This is a genomic window from Thalassobacterium maritimum, from assembly GCF_031127805.1.
Lineage (GTDB): Bacteria > Verrucomicrobiota > Verrucomicrobiia > Opitutales > Coraliomargaritaceae > Thalassobacterium > Thalassobacterium maritimum.
This window is the reverse complement of the sequence record NZ_JARXHW010000005.1, coordinates 1-21,085: the sequence shown is the minus strand read 5'-3', so window position 1 is coordinate 21,085 and position 21,085 is coordinate 1. Positions and strand designations below refer to the sequence as shown.

The 21,085-nt window shown below is 54.2% G+C and carries 20 protein-coding genes and 1 tRNA gene; 18 read left to right on the top strand and 3 right to left on the bottom strand.

The genetic code is table 11. From position 1 onward, the window contains the following. The first annotated feature begins 2 nt into the window (after positions 1-2). Genes accC through QEH52_RS03440 form a run of 4 tightly spaced genes read left to right on the top strand, consistent with a single transcriptional unit; the run spans position 3 to position 2,941 of the window. Positions 3-1,367: an acetyl-CoA carboxylase biotin carboxylase subunit gene (gene accC / locus QEH52_RS03455; protein WP_308948646.1), complete on the top strand. Its 1,365-nt coding sequence runs from the start codon at positions 3-5 to the stop codon at positions 1,365-1,367. Between the two features lie 27 nt (positions 1,368-1,394). Beyond that, positions 1,395-1,844: an Asp23/Gls24 family envelope stress response protein gene (locus tag QEH52_RS03450; RefSeq protein WP_308948645.1), complete on the top strand. Its 450-nt coding sequence runs from the start codon at positions 1,395-1,397 to the stop codon at positions 1,842-1,844. 40 nt (positions 1,845-1,884) lie between these two features. After that, a complete protein-coding gene (gene amaP, locus QEH52_RS03445) occupies positions 1,885-2,427 on the top strand; it encodes an alkaline shock response membrane anchor protein AmaP (protein WP_308948644.1) in 543 nt (180 codons plus the stop codon). A gap of 10 nt (positions 2,428-2,437) precedes the next feature. Further along, positions 2,438-2,941, top strand: coding sequence for a hypothetical protein (locus QEH52_RS03440; RefSeq protein WP_308948643.1), 504 nt, complete (start codon positions 2,438-2,440; stop codon positions 2,939-2,941). 182 nt (positions 2,942-3,123) lie between these two features. Here QEH52_RS03440 and QEH52_RS03435 read toward each other — a convergent pair. The 3 genes from QEH52_RS03435 to QEH52_RS03425 form a co-directional block, all read right to left on the bottom strand. Further along, positions 3,124-3,199 (bottom strand) — tRNA-Gly (locus QEH52_RS03435). Positions 3,200-3,284: 85 nt separating this feature from the next. Then, positions 3,285-4,157, bottom strand: a complete 873-nt coding sequence (locus QEH52_RS03430) for a PstS family phosphate ABC transporter substrate-binding protein (protein ID WP_308948642.1) — start codon at positions 4,155-4,157, stop codon at positions 3,285-3,287. A gap of 97 nt (positions 4,158-4,254) precedes the next feature. After that, the gene (locus QEH52_RS03425; protein ID WP_308948641.1) at positions 4,255-5,631 is read right to left on the bottom strand and encodes a sigma-54-dependent transcriptional regulator; all 1,377 of its coding nucleotides are present in this window, start codon (positions 5,629-5,631) and stop codon (positions 4,255-4,257) included. Between the two features lie 119 nt (positions 5,632-5,750). Between QEH52_RS03425 and QEH52_RS03420 the strand changes: the two genes are divergently transcribed. The 14 genes from QEH52_RS03420 (at position 5,751) to QEH52_RS03355 (ending at position 20,993) form a co-directional block, all read left to right on the top strand. After that, positions 5,751-6,746, top strand: a complete 996-nt coding sequence (locus QEH52_RS03420; RefSeq protein WP_308948640.1) for an AAA family ATPase — start codon at positions 5,751-5,753, stop codon at positions 6,744-6,746. A 55-nt stretch (positions 6,747-6,801) separates the two neighbouring features. Beyond that, the gene (locus QEH52_RS03415) at positions 6,802-7,701 is read left to right on the top strand and encodes a DUF58 domain-containing protein (RefSeq protein WP_308948639.1); all 900 of its coding nucleotides are present in this window, start codon (positions 6,802-6,804) and stop codon (positions 7,699-7,701) included. Between the two features lie 40 nt (positions 7,702-7,741). Further along, positions 7,742-8,302 carry a DUF4381 family protein gene (locus tag QEH52_RS03410; protein WP_308948637.1) on the top strand — a complete coding sequence of 187 codons (561 nt, stop codon included), beginning with the start codon at positions 7,742-7,744 and terminating at the stop codon, positions 8,300-8,302. After that, positions 8,299-9,336, top strand: coding sequence for a VWA domain-containing protein (locus QEH52_RS03405; RefSeq protein ID WP_308948636.1), 1,038 nt, complete (start codon positions 8,299-8,301; stop codon positions 9,334-9,336). The genes QEH52_RS03410 and QEH52_RS03405 overlap by 4 nt, the downstream gene beginning before the upstream one ends. Further along, positions 9,333-11,435: a VWA domain-containing protein gene (locus tag QEH52_RS03400; RefSeq protein WP_308948635.1), complete on the top strand. Its 2,103-nt coding sequence runs from the start codon at positions 9,333-9,335 to the stop codon at positions 11,433-11,435. Before QEH52_RS03405 ends, QEH52_RS03400 begins: the two co-directional genes overlap by 4 nt. Positions 11,436-11,445: 10 nt before the next feature. Continuing rightward, positions 11,446-13,269: a BatD family protein gene (locus QEH52_RS03395; RefSeq protein WP_308948634.1), complete on the top strand. Its 1,824-nt coding sequence runs from the start codon at positions 11,446-11,448 to the stop codon at positions 13,267-13,269. Then, the gene (locus QEH52_RS03390) at positions 13,266-14,054 is read left to right on the top strand and encodes an SH3 domain-containing protein (protein WP_308948633.1); all 789 of its coding nucleotides are present in this window, start codon (positions 13,266-13,268) and stop codon (positions 14,052-14,054) included. Before QEH52_RS03395 ends, QEH52_RS03390 begins: the two co-directional genes overlap by 4 nt. A 96-nt stretch (positions 14,055-14,150) precedes the next feature. After that, a complete protein-coding gene (locus QEH52_RS03385; RefSeq protein WP_308948632.1) occupies positions 14,151-15,161 on the top strand; it encodes a transposase in 1,011 nt (336 codons plus the stop codon). Between the two features lie 159 nt (positions 15,162-15,320). Continuing rightward, entirely contained in the window at positions 15,321-15,752 is a 432-nt protein-coding gene (locus tag QEH52_RS03380) for a Fur family transcriptional regulator (protein ID WP_308948631.1), read from the top strand. Between the two features lie 121 nt (positions 15,753-15,873). Continuing rightward, on the top strand, positions 15,874-16,635 hold the full coding sequence (sufC, locus tag QEH52_RS03375) for a Fe-S cluster assembly ATPase SufC (protein ID WP_308948630.1): 762 nt from the start codon (positions 15,874-15,876) through the stop codon (positions 16,633-16,635). Positions 16,636-16,677: 42 nt separating this feature from the next. Further along, the gene (gene sufB / locus QEH52_RS03370) at positions 16,678-18,096 is read left to right on the top strand and encodes a Fe-S cluster assembly protein SufB (protein ID WP_308948629.1); all 1,419 of its coding nucleotides are present in this window, start codon (positions 16,678-16,680) and stop codon (positions 18,094-18,096) included. 93 nt (positions 18,097-18,189) lie between these two features. Next, positions 18,190-19,467, top strand: a complete 1,278-nt coding sequence (sufD, locus tag QEH52_RS03365) for a Fe-S cluster assembly protein SufD (protein WP_308948628.1) — start codon at positions 18,190-18,192, stop codon at positions 19,465-19,467. A 6-nt stretch (positions 19,468-19,473) separates the two neighbouring features. After that, positions 19,474-20,088, top strand: coding sequence for a putative Fe-S cluster assembly protein SufT (sufT, locus tag QEH52_RS03360; RefSeq protein WP_308948627.1), 615 nt, complete (start codon positions 19,474-19,476; stop codon positions 20,086-20,088). Between the two features lie 299 nt (positions 20,089-20,387). Beyond that, positions 20,388-20,993 (top strand): hypothetical protein, encoded by a 606-nt coding sequence (locus tag QEH52_RS03355; protein WP_308948625.1) that lies wholly within the window; start codon positions 20,388-20,390, stop codon positions 20,991-20,993. Positions 20,994-21,085: the final 92 nt, after the last annotated feature.

Below are 21,085 nucleotides of genomic sequence, written 5' to 3'. Positions count from 1 at the left end.
GGATGATTAAAAAGGTACTCATCGCAAACCGCGGCGAAATTGCACTTCGCATCGTCCGCGCCTGTAACGAACTGGGGATTAAGACGCTCGCGGTCTATTCCGAAGCAGACGAACAGTCGCTGCACGTGCAACTCGCCGACGAGGCGATTTGCATTGGCCCCGCAGCTGGTAATCTCAGCTATTTAAAGGCAGACCGCATCATCGCGGCCGCCGAAATCGCCGATGTCGACGCCATTCACCCCGGCTACGGATTCCTCGCAGAAAATGCCGACTTCGCCGAGCAATGCGCCCAATGTAATATCAAGTTCATCGGCCCCGGCAAAGAGGCAATCGTCAACTTTGGCGACAAAGCCAAGGCGCGCGACATGGCGATTAAAGCCAAAGTCCCCGTCATCCCTGGCAGCGATGGTACCGTCGACAACGAAAAAGACGCCTTGGCCGTGGCCAAGAAAATTGGCTACCCCGTCATTATTAAAGCAGTCGCTGGCGGTGGCGGTAAGGGCATGCGCACTGCGCACAATGCAGTCGCCTTCGTCAAAGAATATAACAACGCCCGCAGCGAAGCTGAGAAAGCTTTCGGCAACGGAGCCGTTTACCTGGAGCGCTTCCTAGAAGCTCCCCGCCATATTGAGATCCAACTATTGGGCGACCAATTCGGCAACGTCATCCACCTCGGCGAACGCGATTGCTCCGTGCAGCGTCGCCACCAAAAGGTGATCGAAGAAGCCCCCTCCCCCTTCATCTCCGACGATATTCGCAAGAAAATGGGGCGCGACGCTGTCAAGCTCGCCAAATCCGTCAACTACGAAGGGGCTGGCACGGTCGAGTTCCTCGTGGATGGCAAGGGCAACTACTTCTTCATCGAAATGAACACCCGCATCCAAGTGGAGCACGGTGTGACCGAGGAAGTGACTGGCGTAGACTTGGTCAAAGAGCAGATCCTCATCGCGAGTGGACAAAAGCTCAGCTACGATCAAAAGGACATCAAGATCACCAAGCACTGTATCGAGTGTCGCGTCTGTGCCGAAGATCCTGCTCGGAACTTTGCTCCCTGCCCCGGCGAAATCAGCCTCTACTACTCGCCCGGCGGACATGGCGTGCGCATCGATTCACACTGCTACAGTGGTTACACCATCCCGCCCTACTACGACAGCATGATCGCCAAGGTCATGACTTTCGGAAAGACGCGTGAACTCGCACTCGACCGCATGGACCGCGCCCTCGGCGAATACCTGATCCGCGGCATCAAAACCAATATCCCCTTCTCGCGCGCCATCATTCGTGATCCGCACTTCAGAGCAGGCAAGGCCACCACGAAGTACATTGAAGAATTCTTGGAACGCGTGCCGAAGGATATTTACACCTAAGCCAATAAATACACTATCATACCCATTATGAGCAAGGAACCGGACAATACAAACGAATCAGTCATCCCTACAGTCTCCGAAGATTCAAACACTCTCGGTGACATTCGTATCAATCACAGCGTGGTTGCGAGCATCGTTCGCCTCGCTGCGCTCGAAGTTGGTGGCGTCGCTGCCGTAGGTGGTGGCTTTGTCGACGGCATCGCTGAAATCTTCTCCAAAAAAGGTGATGAACGTGGCGTGCGTGTCGAGGAAGACGAAGTCGGCGATTACCGCATCGAGATCCGGGTGATCCTTCGCTTCGGCGTCGAACTCGCTGCCGTGGCCACCGAAATGCAACAACGCATTGCGGAACAAGTCGAAAAGATGACCAGTAAGAACGTCGCTCGTGTCAATGTGATCATCGACGGAGTCCGCACCAACGACGAAGAAGAAGCCAACGAGAAAGAGGACTGGTCTGAACAGCCCCACACAGACTAAGCGCTGCTCACAGCGCCTCTCCACTTAATCCCGTAATCCAATGAACTTCAGCGACGTCTACGAAGCCATCCAGCAATTACCTCAGCCTGAGTCCCTCTATATATGTGGAACCGTCTTAGCGCTGTTGTTCTTACTATTGCTACTGGTGCGTCGACAGCCGAAAAACGTCGTGGCCTACACAACAGAAAGCGGGCGCGTCATGGTGAGCCGCCAGGCCATCGTAGAATTGGTGCAAACTTCTTGCGAACAAATCCAAGACGTCTCAAAGCCACAAGTTAAGATTACAATCAAAGGTCGAACCACCCACTTTGAGATCCGCATTAAGCTACTCAGTGGTGGGCGCCTTCGCCAAATAGAACAAACTCTACAAAGCCACTTAAGAGAGGCTCTCACAGAGAATCTAGGCATCGAAAACCTAGGCCACATCAACATCGTAGCGACTGGATTTAAAAGCGGTCGCATCGAATCTAAGCTGCCCAACAAGGCGCCGGTAGCCATGCCCACGCCTGCCATCGAAAGCTCCACAGCGGACGATGCAGCCACAGCACTTAACCTAGAGTCCAAGGATAGCTCCAAGAGCTAACTAGCCGTCGATGTCCGTATCCGCGGCTTCAACACGCAATTTTGCGACCTGGTGCGCAACACAGCGCACCAGGCAACGCACTCCCCTCGCCACAGCGCTTGGACTTCTCATAATTTGCCTATCGCTCGGCCTGAGCGCCTGCCAGAATCAAGAGACTCGCGAGCAACAGGCCTTCGCAGATTCCTTTCGCGCCGCAAACCAAGCCAGCGGCCTCGGGCCCATGCTGGCCCTATACGAACTCAGCGGCAGCACAGAGCAAACTATAAGCTTACTAAAGAGCGCGCTCATCAACGAGCTCGGCTTACCCATTGCTCGCATCGAATTTGAGCCACTCAGTGGGCGCCCCGAAGAAACCATCCATTACACCCACAATGGGATTGAATATGGCCCGACACTTGAGCCACAGATGCGCATGCGGGTGAGCTACGCGACCGAGGACGGCTTTGAGAGCCTCTATAGCATTGGTAAAAATACCACGGGGCGATGGCGCATCGTCAGCAGCCGGCCACTCTAGCCATCCCGCACATCCTGCACATCCTACACTGACAGACGGCTACTTCGTTGGCAGGAGACGCTCTCCAGCCCCGCCTGCCAATAGTTGCACATACGATCCGCATGATGTGCTACAGTTCTGAGTAGATCGAAGCATCTGAGCATAAAAAAGGCCTCCGAAGTGATCGGAGGCCTTTAAGAAAATGGAGTGAGTGAAGAGGTTCGAACTCTCGACATCTACCTTGGCAAGGTAGTGCTCTACCAACTGAGCTACACTCACTTTCGTTGAAGAAGTCGGTAGAATCTATATCCAACTCCTTATGTCAATGAGTTTTTAGAAAAAACTTCAAAAAACTTTTCAAAACCTACTGTTCGAGGTCTAAATCGATCAAAAGTTTGCGGCGAACCGTATCAGGCAAGGCAATTAAGTCGTTTTCACGCAAGCTCTTAGCCACCTCATCGTCAAACAATTCGCGAATCACTTTACGCAACTTTTCTGCATCGCGCGGGTTGTAGGCAATGTAAAAGGCGAGACGGATCGGATAGTCTCCATAGTGCACATTATCATCCGAAGGACCAAATGCAGGCGCATCGGAGTCGCTCCCCGAGGAGACCATCAGCACCTTAACGCTGCTCTTAGTCGGCATGCGCGACAAAATGGCAATAGAAGCGAGCTCGGAGCGTAACAAATCTTCAATTTCAGTATCCTTTACCATCGCGACACTGGGCTTCATCGCACCTCCCTTGAAAACAGAGTATTTAAACAACTCTAGCGCGATACTCTCTTCACTAGTACCTGCCAGCGGCTTAATATTTCGACTACCCCAGCCAGAAAGCCCCAGCTCACCCCAAGTATTGAAACTAAACTCTTCGTTGGTGCCGAAGATACCACCTAAGTGAGAAAGGCTAATCTCGTCGAGCGGATTGCTTTCATTGACCACGACCACTGCCACATCATAGGCAAACGGATAGATACTAAACTCCTCACGCGGAACTTCAGAGCCCTCAGGCACGGCGATAATCGCCAGGTCAATTTCGTCAGAACGCAAGCGGTCGAGTGCGGGCAAGCTTCCAATACTATCAATAGTAAAAGTCGTGTCATACTCACTCCCATAAGCTTCAAGCGGAGCTTGAATATACTCAGCAAGCAAATCAGAAGCAGCGATGCGGATTTCTTCGGCATGGACTGAAGTGATCAGCGCAAAGGGTAGTAAAAAAAGCGTTTTGCCAAGATTCATGGTCAATCGTCGTTGGTATATTCTCAGGTATTAATAAAAAAACAGTGCTCTCTTTTTGAATGCTAGACATAGAGAGTCAAACTATTAGCGGCGTGGCTTATTTTTGCACGTCGAGTTCGGGCCACTGGATTAACTTGCGGTGCAAGGTTCGGCGGCTAATGCCCATCAGCTCCGCCGCATGCGTCCGATTACCGTTGGCTTTCATGAGTGCATTACGCAGTAAGCGCTTCTCATTTTCTTCCTTACTCAGTGTGGGGCTCGCGGAGAGCAGAGGCGATTCGTGCGTTGTCGCCTCCGCCCCCGCGACGGCAGAGTATTTTGCATCTAAATCATACTCCGTCACTTCATTGCCTCGCTTCAGGACGACTGTGTTTTCACAAAAGTTACGCAACTCCCGAATGTTGCCGGGCCAGCTGTAGGCGCGCAGCACGCGAATCGCCCCGTCACTCAGATCTGGCGGCGGCAAGTCGTTCTCCTCCGCAAACTGATCGATGTAATAATTCAACAAAACGGGCAGGTCTTCCTTGCGCTCACGTAGAGGCGGCAAATTAATCGTGACTACATTTAAACGATACAGGAGGTCTTCGCGAAACTCACCGCTCTTGGCCATCTCACTTAAATTACGATTGGTCGCACATACGAGACGCACATCTACGTGAATCGACTTGGAACTACCGAGACGTTCGAAGCTGCGCGTTTCTAAAAAACGCAGAAGTTTGACTTGGGTCGACGCGTCAATCTCGCCAATTTCATCCAAGAAGAGCGTGCCCCCGTCGGCGGCCTCAAAGCGGCCGATGCGCCGCTCGGTCGCGCCGGTATAGGCGCCCTTTTCGTGACCGAAGAGCTCGCTCTCTAATAAATTGGCCGCTAAGGCGGCGCAGTGAATCGGCACAAAGGCCTGACGCGAGCGATTGCTGTTTTGATGTATGGCCTGAGCGATGAGTTCCTTACCCGTGCCGGTCTCCCCCTCAAGCAAGACAGTGGCTTTCGACGGGGCGACTAATTTCACCTTGTCCAAGACATCGGTCAAACCAGGCGAATTGCCCACGATCCCATTAAAGCTATATTTCTTATCCAGACGCTCATGCAGCACGACGTTTTCTTCTTCGATCTGACGACTTTGTAACGCTCGCTTGATTAAAATCTCTAATTTTTCCAGGCTGACCGGCTTAGTCAGGAAGTCGAACGCCCCACGCCGCATCGCTTCCACCGCAGTTTCGACATTGCCATAGGCAGTCATCATGATGCAAATCGGTCGATTCGGCAGCGTAATGGCACGGTCAATCACCTTCAGGCCCGACTTACCCGCCATCCGCAAATCAGTCAAAACGACATCAAAACTCTCTGCATCCATCAGGTTAAAAGCCTCGTCCGCGCCGGAAGCCATATAGACTTCATACTCGTCCTCCAGCGCCAGCGCGAGGCCTTCGCGGGTATTCTTCTCATCATCAACAATTAAAATGGTTGCAGGCATATGAGACAATAAGGCACATAGGAGCAAACAATGCAATATTCTGATTGCCATGAAACCTCTCGTTTTCTCCCCTGTCAGTTTATGCTTCCCGAGCGCTTCTGCCTACCACTACAAGTTTTATGAGCCAAGATTTACACGCACCTAACATTGAAGAGAAATTGCAGTCGGCGATCCAATGGATCCCAGCGCTGCGCGAAGAAATCGCCCGCGTCATCGTCGGCCAGCACTATTTGGTCGACCGCTTACTGGTTGGACTACTGGCCAATGGCCACGTGCTACTGGAAGGTGTGCCGGGGCTGGCCAAAACGCTCAGCATCCGCACTCTCGCAACAGCCACTGCGGCCGACTTTAAACGTATTCAGTTCACGCCCGACCTATTGCCAGCGGACATTATCGGCACACTCATCTACAGCCCCAAGGAAAATACCTTCCACACCCGCAAAGGTCCCATCTTCGCGAATTTAATTCTCGCCGACGAAATCAACCGTGCCCCGGCCAAGGTGCAGAGTGCCCTGCTCGAAGCAATGCAAGAACACCAGGTCACCATCGGCGACGAAACCTATCCGCTGCCTGAACCCTTCCTGGTGCTGGCCACGGAAAACCCGATCGATCAAGAAGGCACCTACCCGCTACCTGAGGCACAGGTCGACCGCTTCATGCTCAAGCTTAAGGTCGGCTATCCTAGTAAAGCAGACGAGCGCGCTATCTTAGATCGCATGTCCTCGACAGCTCCCAACCTAAACGTGGACGCCGTCACTTCCTTGGCCGCGATCAGCGAAGCCCGCACATTGGTCAATCAAGTCTATGTCGATCCCAAGATCCGCGACTACATCGTCGATCTGATTCTAGCCACCCGCAATCCGGAACAATACAATCTCAAACTTGGCCAATACATCCAGTTCGGTGCCAGCCCGCGCGCAACGATCAGCCTCACACTCGCCTCCAAGGCATGGGCGCTGATGCAAGGCCGCGCCTATGTGATCCCACAGGATATTAAAGAAATCGGCATGGATGTGCTGCGCCACCGCGTGATCCCCTCCTACGAAGCTGAAGCCGAAGAAATCACCAGCGAAGATCTCGTCACATCGATCTTCGACGCCGTCCCCGTGCCTTGAGCCTAAACCACCGATCCCCCATCACTCATCACTCATCCCCCATCACTCATCCATAGTGACTCCATCCGACATCATCAAAAAGGTCCGTCGCCTCGAAATTCGCACGCGACGCCTCGTCACAGATTCCGTGACAGGGGCCTACTACAGCTCCTTTAAAGGGCGTGGTATGGACTTCGAGGAGGTGCGCGAATACGCCATCGGCGACGACGTGCGCACCATCGACTGGAATGTCTCGGCCAAAATGGATCGGCCCTTTGTCAAAGTCTTTCGCGAAGAACGCGAACTGACGCTGATGCTCTTGATTGATCTGAGTGCCTCGGGCATCTTCGGCTCGATCGATCAAAACAAGCGCGAGCGCGCCGCCGAAATTGCCAGCGTCATCGCATTTTCCGCCTCGCAAAATAATGACAAGGTCGGCCTGCTCATCTACACCGACGAGGTCGAGCATTACTTGCCCCCCAAAAAGGGACGGCGGCACATTTTACGTGTCATCCGCGACCTGCTCTTTTTCAAGCCTCAAGGCAAAGGCACCAACCACAAGGCCGCACTCGACTACCTAAACCGTGTGCAACGCCGCAAGAGCGTGGTCTTTCTCATTTCCGACTTTCTAGAAAATGAACAGGGCCCCCAGCAGGAACGCCCTCTCTTCACCACACTGGCGCTCACCCACCAGCGCCACGACTTAGTCAGCATCGCACTGAGTGATCCGCGCGAATATGAACTACCCGAAGTCGGACTGATCACGCTCGAAGACGCCGAAACTGGCGAAATGGTCGAGCTCGACACCAGTAGCCGCAGCGTGCGTGAGCGCTATAAAAAGCAAGCCCAACAACGCCGTGAAAACTTTAAAACTGGGATGCGTAAAAAGGGCCTAGATTGGATCGAAGCCAGCACCGACCGCCCCTACCTGCCCGCCCTGCGCCAACTCTTCGCCCGCCGCGCGAGCCGACATTAAATCGAAAAGTTAAACCAATGATCCGTCACAAGAATTTTTGATGAGCCTTCTCGCACAAATGCCCGCATCCGCACCGCAACTGCCGCCCCTCCCCGAAGGGCCGACATTTGATCGCGTGCGCGGCCCCATCGAAATCCCCACATACGAGACATGGCAAATCGTACTAGCAGTCGCAGTCGGCGGCCTGCTACTCGGGCTGCTCATCTGGCGCTTACTGCGAGCCCGCAGCCAGGCCCCGAGCTTTGTTTGCCCACGCCAAAGTGCACTCGCGGAACTGGAAACAGCCGCTCGACTCACTGAAAACGACGACCAAAGGTTCGCCCAACTCAGTTCACAAGCCCTACGCCGCTACCTCGAAGAAGGCCTCGGCTTACGCTTCAGCTCACGCACCAGCGAAGAGTTTCTACGCAACCTAAAAGGCGACACTCGCTTCGCCCCTGAGTTTCAAGAAAAACTCGCCGAGCTGCTGAGGACCTTCGATCAGATCAAATTTGCGCAAAAGCCAGCGAGCCAAGAGACACGCAGCCAGATCACCCACAGCGTGCGTCAACTCATCGAACAAGCGCATGCGATCGCACAAAAGGAAGGAGCGCAGGCATGACTTTCTTCCAATTCGACGATCCCGCATTTTTCCTACTTTTATTATTACTCCCAATCCTGGCATGGTGGGCTGGCCGTATGGGCCCCGAAGCAGCGGTCCGATTCTCGAGTATCTCTCTTGTCAAAGGAATCAGCCAAAATCGCCACAGTCGCCCTGGCCAATTTTTGTTCGGCCTACGACTATTGGCACTCGCCGCCTTGATCGTCGCACTCGCGCGCCCGCAGATCGGACGCATGAACGATAGCACCGAGGCCGAAGGCATCGACATCGTCGTGACACTCGACCTCTCCGGCTCCATGCGCGCACTTGACCTGTCCACTCGTGACGACATCGTCACCCGCTTGGACGCCGCCAAGCGCGTGGTCGACAGCTTCATTGATAAACGCACCTACGATCGTATCGGGCTGGTCGCCTTTGCCGCCAACGCCTACGTAGTCAGCCCACTCACCCTCAATCACGACTGGCTCAAGCGTAATCTGAAACGCCTCGAACTCGGCGAAATCGACGGCGGCGGCACCGCCATAGGCACCGCACTGGGCGCGAGTGCCAATCGTCTGCGCGACCACGAGGCCCGCAGCCGTATCATCATTCTCTTGACCGATGGCGAAAACAACGCAGGCACACTCTCCCCCATCGCGGCCGCAGAAGTGGCGAAAACCTTAGGAGTCAAAGTCTACACCATCGCCACAGGTAAAAAGGGCCGCGTCCCGATACCAGAAACGGATCGCAACGGACGCATCGTCCGCGACAACCAGGGAGCCCCGGTCTATCGCGGCCGCAGCGACATCTCCAATTACGACGAAACCGAGCTCACTCAAATCGCCGAACTCACCGGAGGCCGCTTTTTCAACGCCACACAAGACGGCGACCTCGAGCGCATCTACGATGAAATCGATGAGCTCGAGACCACCGAAATCGAGCTGCGCTCTTACTCCACCTTCACCGAGTTATTTGTTTGGCCCGCGAGTCTTGGCCTGCTCTTACTCGCACTCGAACAACTCCTCCGCAACACCCGCTACCGCCGCCTGCCATGAGTTTTCAAGAACCAGTCTGGCTCACGCTCACTCCGCTCCTACTCCTCGTATTTGGCGGTATGCTCGCATATGGCTTTCAACGTCGCGACGTACTGCTCAGCCGCTTTGCCGCGAGCCGCTTACTCGACCAACTCACAGCCCAAGCCAGCCGCATGCGCACGGGGCTAAAGGCGGGCTGCATACTACTCGCAGTGGGCGCTATCGGGATCGCCCTGGCTCGCCCCCAGCTCGGTATCGAATGGTCCGAGCGTAAAGCCCGCGGCCTCGATATCGTGTTCGTGCTCGACAGCTCCAAGAGTATGCTGGCCACCGACCTGCGCCCGACCCGCCTAGATCGCGCGAAACTCGCCATCATTGACTTAGTCGAACGTCTCGAAAGCGACCGCATCGGACTGGTCGCCTTCGCCGGCCAAGCCTTTTTGCAAACCCCACCCACCCTCGACTACTCTGCCTTCCGTGAAAGTCTGGATGCCGTGGATCCCAGCATCATGACCAGTGGAGGCAGCGATTTAGGCAATGCCATAAAAGAAGCCGCCGAAGCCTTCCCCTCGGAAAGTAATGTCAAAGTGGTCGTGCTTCTAACCGACGGTGAAGATCTCGGTGGCCACGCCGCAGAGGCCGCCACTGCAGCGCAAGCCGAAGGCATTCAAGTCTTTGCCATCGGAATCGGCACCCCCGAAGGGGAATACCTCAAAATCCGCAATGCTCAGGGCATCGAAGAATTCGTGCGCGATGCCGAAGGGCAACCTGTGCGCAGCCAGCTCGACGAGAGTACACTACAACAAATCGCGCAGACCACTGGCGGCAGCTACAGCCGCCTCAGCAACGCATCACTGGATCAGCTCTATCGTTCCGTCATCGCGACCCTCCCCCGCGAAGAGCGCGAGTCCGAACTGCAAGAGATCCACATCGAACGCTTTCAATGGGCCCTATCGACTGCTGTCATCTGCCTCGTATTGGAAGTTTTGATACGCCGCCGGCGTAGCGCAGCCATACACTCCAGCCTCGCGATACTGGCACTGCTCGCCATCACTCCCCGCGAGCGACAAGAGTGCCTCACTTTACTGCAAGCAGGGCCATCCATTCCATTTCTACAAAACGACGAAGCAAAAAGCACATCCCCCACAGACGCAGCCCCCGCGGACACGCCACAAAGGAGCGACGCCCGCAGCCTCTACAACTCCGCCTACCAAGCACTCAGCGAAGGCGATTACCCAAGCGCAATCCAAGGCTATGAAACGGCCATCGCCCAGACCGAAAACTTCAAACTCCAGGGCGACGCACTCTACAATTTAGGCTACGCGAACTACCAACAGGCTCGCCAGACCTATCAGTCGGGCGATCCGCAAACCGCACTCGAACAAATCAAAAAAGCGGAAGCACTCTATCAATCCGCACAAGAGATCGCCCCCGAGGACACATCCATTCAACAAGACTTGGCACAAGTGTCCGCCGCCCGTGAAATGATTGAAAAGCTGATCGAAGAACAACAAAAACAAAATCCAGAGCAACAAGATCAATCCGAAGACTCCGAGCAACAGGGCGACCAGTCCGAAGAGAATCAAGAATCCCAACAAGGCGAACAAGATCAGAGCGAACAAGGCGAACAGGACCAAGGTGAGCAAGGCGAAGAATCGGAAGACTCTCAACAAGGCGAGCAATCGGACTCATCCCAGCAAGATCAGAGCGACCAGCAATCCTCCGACCAAGCCGACAGCCAATCAGGCAATTCCAGCGCCGAGGACCCACAGTCATCTCAAGACGGCTCCCAAGACGAAGCGTCCGACTCCCAAGGAAGCCCTCCAGGCGCGGAGCAAGAATCCACGCAAGACCCCGTCGACGACATCCCCCAGCCCGGCGAAGCAAATGAAGACGACGCCGAGCAAGAGTCTCCTGCCGGCGCAGCACCCGAAGCCACCGAAGACGAGTCAAACGAAGAGGGCTCAAGCGCTGCTACAGGTGCAACCGGCGAAGCTGTCGAGGGCATGACCGCAGCCGAAGCGGCCGCCTTACTTGACTCCCTCCAAGGCAAAGAAACCCTTCTCCCCTTTATCGATCAATCCCGCAGCGGCCGCCAAGGCGACCTCCGCGACTGGTAAACTCTCAGCTATGCATCGACTACAGTTATTCTTATCACTCAGTCTCACGCTGCTGGCACTCTCCGCCTCAGCGCAGATCCATGTCACCGCACGCTTCAATCCACCGCGCATCGCTATGGGCGACAAATCGCAATACGTGGTCGAAATCAAGGAAACCGATAGCAGCCAAAAGCCCGAGATCGAACGCGTCACCAGCCTACCCATTCCACAGGCAGGCGGCCTCGAACTCAGCAATGGACGCACCTCCACCAGCCAACAAACCAGCATTATTAACGGCACCGCTGAATACAGCGTCACCCAGCAACTCATCATCGATGCGAAACCGCCCCGCGTCGGGAAGTTCTCCATTCCTAGCTACGTCTTCCAATACAAAGGCGAAACCTACCGCGTGCCCGCCGCCACCCTCGAAACCGTCGAACGCTCGGCCGATGCAGGCCCCACCACCGACGAATTGATCTTTCTAAAAGCCGAAACTCCCGAGCAACTCTATGTCGGCCAAACCACAGCTATTGAGCTCAAACTCTACGTATCTGAAGACGTTCGCCTCACTAGTCTCAATAGTTTCGACCGCAGCGCAGACGGCTTCACGATCAGCGAACTCCCAGAAAGCCAGCAGAGTCGAGAATTTTACAACGGCCGACAATATCAAGTCTACAACTGGCCACTCACCATCACTCCCATACAAACCGGCGAGCAAGATCTCAGCTTCCAATTTACCATATCGGCTAATATTCCAGGCCAAAACAACCGCCGTGATCCCTTCGGTCGACGCGGATTCGGCGGTAGCCTATTTGACGACCTATTCGGTCAATCCGAACGCTTCACCGTATATAACGAACCCACCCAAGTCGAAGTACTCGCACTCCCCACAGCCGACCAACCCGATAGTTTCACCGGAGCCATTGGCGATTTCAGCATGAAAGTCTACACCGACCGGGATCACACCCAAGTAGGCGAACCCATCATGCTCTCCATCGAAATTTCCGGTCAGGGCAATTTCGAGCGCATCAACGGCCCCAACATACCCAACAATCAAGAATGGCGCTCCTACGAGCCCGAATCACAATTCTCGGCTCACAACCCAGGTAATGTACTGCGCGGCACCAAGCGCTTCGACTATGTAATGATTCCCAACCAAGCAGGAAGCATCGAAATCCCCGAAATCAGCTTCGCATACTACGCCCCCGAATCCGAACGCTACACCGAGCTCAGCTCGCCACCGATTCCGATTGAAGTCAGCCCTTCCGACAAGCCAACTCCTGCACCGATCAACAATCAGCTCCCCACCACCGAGACAACCAATAGCACTAGCGCACGTCCCCTACAAAAAGAGCTCAGCATCGAAGACGCCCTGCTCACCCTCGACTACCGTCCACAAAACAATCCCACATTCAACTCCTCGAAACTACAAAAAACTTCTATCTGGCTCATTAACACAATCATCGCAGCCGCTCTACTCGCCACCGCCCTCTGGATGCGCCACAAGCGACGGCTCAAAGAAGACGCCAGCTACGCCGATCTACAAGCTGCCAAACACGAACGACGCACACTCGCCAAATCCGCACAACAGGCCACCGACAGCGAGCAATTCTACGCCCACGCCCAAAACGCCGTGCGCCTAGCCGTCACCTGCCGCACACAGCAGAACCTCCGCACCGCCAACATCAACGAACTCGTGGCCCAGCTCGAGCAGCAACAAATCCCCGAGCCCATCATTAGCCAAACACGCGAACTCTTCCAAACAGCCGACGCACAACGCTTCGCCGGCAACCGCACGCACAGCGATCTCTCCAGCGCAAAGTCACAACTGGAAAGGATATTGAAAGCGATATGAACTTAGCACACAGCACAGCCAGCGCCGCGCCGCACGCCTCCTCCAGAATCCAGCAAATCCTGCAACTCACCCAACTGCTGCCGCTCTATCTCCTGGCGCTGCTACTGGCCAGCCCCCTCGCACAAGCCGACAGCTTTAGCGACGGCCTAGACGCCTATCACGCAGCCCAATACGCCGAGGCAGCCAGCGCCTTCGAGCGCAGCCTCGCAGAGAGCGAAAGCGCAGCCGCTCGCCACAATCTCGCGCTCAGCCTCTTCCAGCAAGGCAAAGCAGCCGACGCAGTCTGGCAACTCGAACGTGCCGTCCGCCTCGCGCCCACCAACCGCAACTATCTCTATAAACTTGGCGCCCTACGTCAGCAACTAGGCCTCTACAAAGTGCCCACGACCTGGTGGCAAAGCGCAGCCAATTTACTATCTCAGCAAACTTGGATCTGGAGCCTGTGCTTAAGCTTTTGGGGATTACTCGCAAGCTTACTGCTGCCACGTATCGGCGGCTTCAGACGCCCCATCCTGCTCAAGCTGACCAGCAGCTTCGCGGCCATCGCCCTCTTAATCAGCTGTGCTGCCCTTACAGTGCGGTCCACCCAACAAGCATCTGGAATCGTATTATCCGATAGTCCCATAGAACTCCGCCACGCGCCCGCCAGCGCCGCCCCCGAAGCCGGCACCGCACGCCCGGGCGAGCGCGCACGCATCCTCGATCAGCACAATCAATTTCTAAAAATCCAAACCGAAGCCCAAATCACAGGCTGGATCGACCAAGCAACATTCCGCAAACTCTAAGCCCAATTTAGGGAACATATACAAATCATCATACAACAATAAATACCCTGCGTATTTATTGTTGTAAAATGAAGTATTTTAGTCGAAGCTCGGTGCATGAATCGACGACGCTTGATTATTTCCGAGAGCACTACGGCTTATCACTTAATCTGCCGAACGGCTTGCCAAGCCTATCTGTTTGGGGATCAAGAAAAAGAGGTTTTTGTCCGTCTATTACTACAACAAGCGCGCTTTGCGGGGATAGAAATCTTATCCTACTGCATCATGTCGAATCATGTGCACCTGCTCGTTCGTATTTCTCCAATCGAGTCCTTGCCGGATCGAGAACTGCTACACCGCTACCAGAGTTATTATGGGGCGGAGAAGGTTCCGCAGTCGACCTATTCAGTGGAAGAACTGCAAACTCTTCTCCGAATCGGAGGGCCGGACGCCGAAGTGGCTCGCCGACGTATTCTAGCGCGCATGGGAGACTTGTCGGCTTTTATGCGCGAACTGAAACAACGCTTTACTATCTGGTATAATCATAAGCACGACAATCAGGGCACGATCTGGGCTTCTCGCTATAAGAGCTTGATTGTGGAAAACGCCTCTGAAAGTTTGGCTAAGGTCGCGGCTTACATCGACTTAAATCCAATTAGAGCGGAAATGGTGGATGACCCAAAAGATTATCGCTGGTGCGGATATGCGGCTGCCATGGCCGGGCGTAAAGCGCAGAAGGATGCGATCATAAAGCTTTTCTCCGAGGAGGACACATTCTCACAAGCCATCGCAAATTATCGCTTGATTCTATTTGGAAAGGGATACGTCAGCAAAGGCTCAGCCACTAAAGACCAAGGGTCTATCTCTCCTGCAGCTTTAGAAAAGGTCATCGCCGACAAGGGACATGTTTCAACTCACGAATTACTACGGATGCGAGTGCGCTATTTTGCAGATGGCACGGCGATCGGCTCGAAGGTATTTGTTGAAGACATTGTGCATCGCAATCGAGCGGCCTTTGGCCTGAAAAGGAAGAAGACGAGCACCGCCCTCCCCCCGCAAATCTGGGGCGACTTGCATGTTTTAAGAGATCTAAAGAGGGACGTCTACACACAGCCTCGAACTGAATAGGCGACATAAAGCGCGAGCACTAGTCCCCAACAGGGACACTAATGATATTTAGAATAATTCCAATTATTGCTTGAGTTCGAGCGCACCTAGGCTTTATTGCTAATTGGTCTCATTATCCACGAGACTATTATAAGCGACTAATCAGGCCTACCACTCACCATGCGACTCGAACCACAGTATAAAGATCTGCTAGATCACGCTCTCGAAGGCAGCGGTCAACGCGCAACCAAGCAGCGTGAGCATGTCTATGCACTCCTACTAGAGAAGCGCGATCACCCGACCGCGGACGAGGTTTACGCCCGAGCACGGGCAGACATGCCGACCATTTCCTTGGCCACCGTCTATAATTGCCTCGAAACTTTGGTCGAAACAAAACTGATTCGCCAAGTCAACTTCGAGCGCGAACCTACGCGCTACTGCCCGAATCTCACCCAACATGCGCACTTCTACTGCCGTGAAAGCGGCGAAATCATAGACATCGACCTGTCGGATGAACTGGTTCAGGCACTCATGAAAGTGCTGCCGGAAGGCTTTTCCGCTCAACACATCGACATCGCCTACGACGGCAAATGCAACGGCTGCCATGACTAGCGAGCGCTCCTAAGCCAGCCACAGCTCCGAACGCGACAGTCACTTCCCATCACTCAACTCTTAATTAGAAAACTAAAAACCACTCGGATCACGCTAAACGAAAAACGTATCCCGCATCACAATGAACACACTCGAAATCAAAAACCTTAATGTCTCCATCGATGGCCAAGCTATCCTAAAAGACTTCAGCTTGACCATCCCTAAGGGCGAAGTACACGCACTGATGGGGCCCAACGGCACAGGTAAAAGCACTCTGGCCAAAGTCATGGCTGGCCACGAGGACTACACAGTCGAGAGCGGCGAGATCCTGCTTGATGGCGAAAACATTTTGGGCAAAGAAGCCGACGAAATTTCCCACGCGGGCTTGTTTTTGGCCTTCCAATATCCGATGGAAATACCTGGCGTGAGCATCGCTAACTTCATCCGCGCCGCTCGCCAAGCACGTCTCCCTGAAGGCGAAGACATCAATGCGGTGGAATACTACAAAGAGCTCTACGCGAAGATGGATTCACTCAAGATGGATCGTAAGTTCACTGCACGTTCGTTGAACGAAGGTTTCTCCGGAGGCGAAAAGAAGCGCTGCGAGATCTTACAAATGGCCATGTTGGAGCCTAAGTATTGCGTGATGGACGAAACTGATTCCGGCCTCGACATCGATGCGCTCCGCATCGTTTCCGAAGGTGTGAACCACATGCGCAGCGAGGAGCGCGGTTTCCTCGTGATCACTCACTACCAGCGCTTGCTCGACTACATCGTGCCTGACGTCGTGCACGTAATGTACGACGGCCGCATCGTCCACAGTGGCGATAAAGAACTGGCCAAGGAGCTCGAAAGCAAAGGCTACGACTGGGTCAAAGAAGAATTCGCCGGCGCCAGCGCGTAAGCGAGCACAATTCTGACTCCTAAATTCTAACAAGTTTCAAATATGAGCGATACAGATTTACAAGACCAGGCCATACAGGTCGATACCGAGAAGGGCAACTTCAGCTATCCAGAAGATTACGCCTTCGATGCGGGCGTGGGGCTCAACGAAGAGACCGTCAAATACATTTCCAAGGTCAAAAACGAAGACCCATGGGTGCTCGACTTCCGCCTCAAGGCCCTCGAAATCTTCAATAAAAAGCCTATGCCGACCAAATGGGCAGACGAAGATCTGGAGAACATTGAGTTCGAAAAGATTCGCTACTACCTATCCAAGGGACAAGTACCCGCGCGCTCATGGGACGACGTGCCCGACGACGTGAAGGAAACCTTCGAGCGCCTCGGCATCCCCGAGCAGGAGCGCAAGTTCCTCGCTGGCGTGGAAGCTCAGTTTGACTCGGAAGCCTCCTACTCCCGCATGAAGGAGGACTTGGAAAAAGAGGGCGTCATTTTTGTCGGCTCAACCGAGGGCTTGGCCAAATATCCCGAAATTTTCAAACCTTACTTCGGCAAGGTCATCCCGACCTCGGACAACAAATTTTCCGCACTCAATAGCGCGACCTTCTCGGGCGGCAGCTTCATTTACGTGCCCAAGGGCGTAAAGCTCAAGCAACCACTGCAAGCCTACTTCCGTATCAATGCGGAAAACTTCGGTCAGTTCGAGCGCACACTCATCATCGCCGATGAAGGTGCCGAGATCACCTACATGGAAGGCTGCACCGCACCCAAGTTCGAAACCGCCACCTTGCACAGCGCGGTGGTTGAGCTGGTCGCACTGAAAAACGCCAAAATTCAATACATCACAGTTCAGAACTGGTCGTCCAACGTCTTCAACCTCGTCACCAAGCGTGGCATGGCCGACGAGGGCGCGGAAGTCAAATGGATCGACTGCAACATCGGCTCACGCCTCACCATGAAGTATCCAGGCGTCGTGCTCAAGGGCAAAGGCGCTCGCGGCGAAGTGCTCTCCATCGCACTCGCCAATGACGGCCAGCACCAGGACACCGGGGCAAAAATGATGCACTTGGCGGACAACACCACCAGTAACATCATCTCGAAGTCGATCTCGATCGGCAAGGGCCGCTCCACCTACCGCGGCCAGGTCCACATGCCCAAGCACCTCAAAAATTGCAAAAACAATACCGAGTGCGACGCCTTGCTGATCAACACCAACAGTCGGACCGACACCTACCCCGCGATCACAACTCGCGGCCAAAACAACACCGTGCAGCACGAAGCCAGTGTCTCCAAAGTCAGCGCAGAGCAAATCTTCTACATGATGCAACGCGGACTCTCCGAGGGCGAAGCCATGAGCCTGGCAGTGAACGGCTTCGTAAATGATCTAATGAAAGCTTTCCCGATGGAGTATTCCGTCGAGCTAAAGCGCCTCATCGACATGGAAATGGAAGGAAGCGTCGGCTAACGCCGCGACCTCGGTGATATCACCGGGGAAACGGAGGTCGAACATTGAACGTCCAACTTTGAACATCGAATGACAACAATTTCAGAACAACCCATGCCTACAAGCATCACCGACGAACCGACTTGGCTCGCAAAACGCCGCGCCGCAGGTGTGGATCTATTTAAGAGCCTCGCCATGCCCACCGCCCGCGACGAAGATTGGCGCTTTGCCAGCGTCGGCAAGCTCAGCATCGACGACTTCGCGCCTGTTGAAGCTCCTGCAAACGCCACACTCGACGCACTCACAGAGCGCTCGAACTTGGTATCAACACGTGCCGGCCGCAGCGTCTACGTGGACGATGCACCCGCCAACTTCGAAGGCGTCAGCCAAGAACTCGCCGAGCAAGGCGTGATCTATCTGCCGCTGGCCGAAGCGATCGCACAGCATCCAGAGCTCTTGGAGAAATACTTCCTGCAGGAGTCCACCGAGCTAGGTTCACAAAAATTCTTCGGCCTACACGCGGCCACCGTAAAGGCGGGTTCCGTGTTGTATGTGCCAAAGGGGGTCGAAATCGCCGAACCCTTCGTCAATTACTACTGGACCAGTGGTGCCCGCGCCGCGGTCTTCCCACACACCTTAATCATCGCCGAGGACAACTCAAAGGCATCGGTAGTCGACATCTTCTTTTCCGAAACCACGGAAAACGAAGCACTCAACATCTCCGTGTCGAACATCCACGCAGGAGCGAATGCCCACGTGTTTCGTAAAATCGTGCAAGACTGGAACGAAAAGACAGTCTCCTTCCAACTCGATACCACGGTAGCCGAGCGCGATGCACAGGTGCAAAACGTGGCCGTCAACATCGGCGCCGAGCGCGCCCGCTTCGAAAGCCAGACCCGCATCGAAGGTCCCGGCGCTGACGTAAAGATGTATTCATTGACCGTCGCCGAAGAATCGCAGGAATTTGACCAGCGCACCTTTCAGACGCACAACGCGCCCAACGCCGTATCCGACCTACTGTATAAGAATGCGCTGCTCGATAACAGCCGCACCATCTTCTCCGGCCTGATCAAAGTCGCCGAAGGGGCGCAACAAACCGACGCTTACCAGACCAATCGCAACTTGTTGCTCGATCCCACCGCCGATGCCAACTCTCTGCCCGGCTTGGAAATTTTGGCTAATGACGTGCGCTGCTCCCACGGCGCCACCACTGGCAACGTCGATGAAGCAGAGCTCTTCTACATGATGCAACGTGGGATTTCGCGTCGCGTCGCGATGCAGCTCATGGTATTCGGCTTCTTCGAAGAGGTCATCGAAAAGATCGACAGCGACGAGCTGGCCGAAAATCTCCGCCAATTGATTCACAATAAATTTGAATCAAAGATTAAATAACACAATTTGTTGAAGTCCCGCCCTTGGGCGGTCATAAAAGCACCGAAACCGCCTGAAGGCGGGACTCCAACCTCAGCCACCATGGACGAACAACGCACACTCACTCGCGAAGTCGAGGCCACACTCATCCCCCAAGGCACGCCCATGAGCTTGCCCGAGGGAGAAATGGTGACCATCACCCACCGCCTCGGCGGCAACTTCACCGTCATGACTCACAACGGCATGTTCCGTATCAAAGGCGTCGATGGCGACGCCCTCGGCGAGGACGTGACCGAAGCGGCACAGAGCGAGCACGACCACGACGGCCCCCCCGAGCAAGACGCGCTCTGGGAATCCCTCAAAAAGGTCTTCGATCCCGAGATCCCCGTCAATATCGTCGATCTAGGTCTCGTGTACTCACTCGAAACCAAAGAACGGCTGGAAGGCGGTCACAAAGTCGACATGGACATGACTTTGACAGCCCCTGGCTGTGGCATGGGCCCCGCAATCGCTGAAGACGCCAAAGGCCAACTCGAACGCGTGCCTGGCGTAAGCGAAGCCGAGGTCAACATCGTCTGGGACCCACCTTGGAATCAAGATATGATCACCGAAGAAGGCAAAATGGTGCTCGGGCTAGTTTAAGAGCATCGAGCCGGACAATGTATTTGAAAGCGGAACGTGATTTAACGTTCCGCTTTTTTGTGCGGTGCGATACAGCCCTCAGCGGCTCATGCAGTCCCCTCCTGACATACTCCCAATCGGCTATGTGCTGGTTTCAACTCTACAGACAGGCTATAAGGCCGTCCCTTTAAGGTCAAATTCACACATTTGTCATAAAAGCGAAGTAAAATCGGCACAATGTAGATCTAAAGTATAAAAGTATTGTATTTTGGCACTAAATTTGCATATTCTAGAAAATCCACAACTAACCAACTCGACCTATGAAACTCACTCAAACCTTCTTCACCGCAGCAGCCATCAGCTGCTTTGCTTTTTCGGCTTCCGGCTCCGTGACATTCGATCCAACAGGAAACAGTGCTTACGATGGCTTGGCTACGATCAATGAATCACTGACAGACACTGACAATGGTTTTAACACTACAATCACATTGACTGCAGGTGGAGGAACTTTCAACTCGAACTCTGGCGACTTCGGAATCGATAGCGGCACCGGAACTAACGATTTTATTGACGGAACATCGGAATCGATTACAATAACCTTTTCTACAGACATCCTATTCAATTTCATCGATCTTAGTGAAGTCGGAAGCGATGCGACTGATGGGGCTAAACTTACAATTGGAGGCAGCAGCATCAACCTGTTCACAGGAGTTACTGGCTTTAATGGCACTCAAGATATCTATACACCTACAAGTCCAATCGCGCTAAGTTCAGGCGACTCGATCATTCTAACTGGATCGGAAGCTACCTCCGAATTCACCCTAGAGGGGATCAATATCACAGTCGTCCCCGAGCCAGGCACTTTTGCACTACTCTCTGGTTTCTCGGCTTTAACCTTCGTCATGCTGCGCCGTCGTTCAGCTTAGGTAGTGTTTTAAATTAAAATTTGATCCATACGAGGATTGCCGCGATGGCGACCATCGCGGCAAAGGTCGTCTGCAACTTTTCGAATCGCGTG

Bases quoted from the DNA above. Each gene is read 5' to 3' on its own strand.
- accC (WP_308948646.1), top strand. From the start codon at position 3: ATGATTAAAAAGGTACTCATCGCAAACCGCGGCGAAATTGCACTTCGC.
- QEH52_RS03450 (WP_308948645.1), top strand. From the start codon at position 1,395: ATGAGCAAGGAACCGGACAATACAAACGAATCAGTCATCCCTACAGTC.
- amaP (WP_308948644.1), top strand. From the start codon at position 1,885: ATGAACTTCAGCGACGTCTACGAAGCCATCCAGCAATTACCTCAGCCT.
- QEH52_RS03440 (WP_308948643.1), top strand. From the start codon at position 2,438: ATGTCCGTATCCGCGGCTTCAACACGCAATTTTGCGACCTGGTGCGCA.
- QEH52_RS03430 (WP_308948642.1), bottom strand. From the start codon at position 4,157: ATGAATCTTGGCAAAACGCTTTTTTTACTACCCTTTGCGCTGATCACT.
- QEH52_RS03425 (WP_308948641.1), bottom strand. From the start codon at position 5,631: ATGCCTGCAACCATTTTAATTGTTGATGATGAGAAGAATACCCGCGAA.
- QEH52_RS03420 (WP_308948640.1), top strand. From the start codon at position 5,751: ATGAGCCAAGATTTACACGCACCTAACATTGAAGAGAAATTGCAGTCG.
- QEH52_RS03410 (WP_308948637.1), top strand. From the start codon at position 7,742: ATGAGCCTTCTCGCACAAATGCCCGCATCCGCACCGCAACTGCCGCCC.
- QEH52_RS03405 (WP_308948636.1), top strand. From the start codon at position 8,299: ATGACTTTCTTCCAATTCGACGATCCCGCATTTTTCCTACTTTTATTA.
- QEH52_RS03400 (WP_308948635.1), top strand. From the start codon at position 9,333: ATGAGTTTTCAAGAACCAGTCTGGCTCACGCTCACTCCGCTCCTACTC.
- QEH52_RS03395 (WP_308948634.1), top strand. From the start codon at position 11,446: ATGCATCGACTACAGTTATTCTTATCACTCAGTCTCACGCTGCTGGCA.
- QEH52_RS03390 (WP_308948633.1), top strand. From the start codon at position 13,266: ATGAACTTAGCACACAGCACAGCCAGCGCCGCGCCGCACGCCTCCTCC.
- QEH52_RS03385 (WP_308948632.1), top strand. From the start codon at position 14,151: ATGAATCGACGACGCTTGATTATTTCCGAGAGCACTACGGCTTATCAC.
- QEH52_RS03380 (WP_308948631.1), top strand. From the start codon at position 15,321: ATGCGACTCGAACCACAGTATAAAGATCTGCTAGATCACGCTCTCGAA.
- sufC (WP_308948630.1), top strand. From the start codon at position 15,874: ATGAACACACTCGAAATCAAAAACCTTAATGTCTCCATCGATGGCCAA.
- sufB (WP_308948629.1), top strand. From the start codon at position 16,678: ATGAGCGATACAGATTTACAAGACCAGGCCATACAGGTCGATACCGAG.
- sufD (WP_308948628.1), top strand. From the start codon at position 18,190: ATGCCTACAAGCATCACCGACGAACCGACTTGGCTCGCAAAACGCCGC.
- QEH52_RS03355 (WP_308948625.1), top strand. From the start codon at position 20,388: ATGAAACTCACTCAAACCTTCTTCACCGCAGCAGCCATCAGCTGCTTT.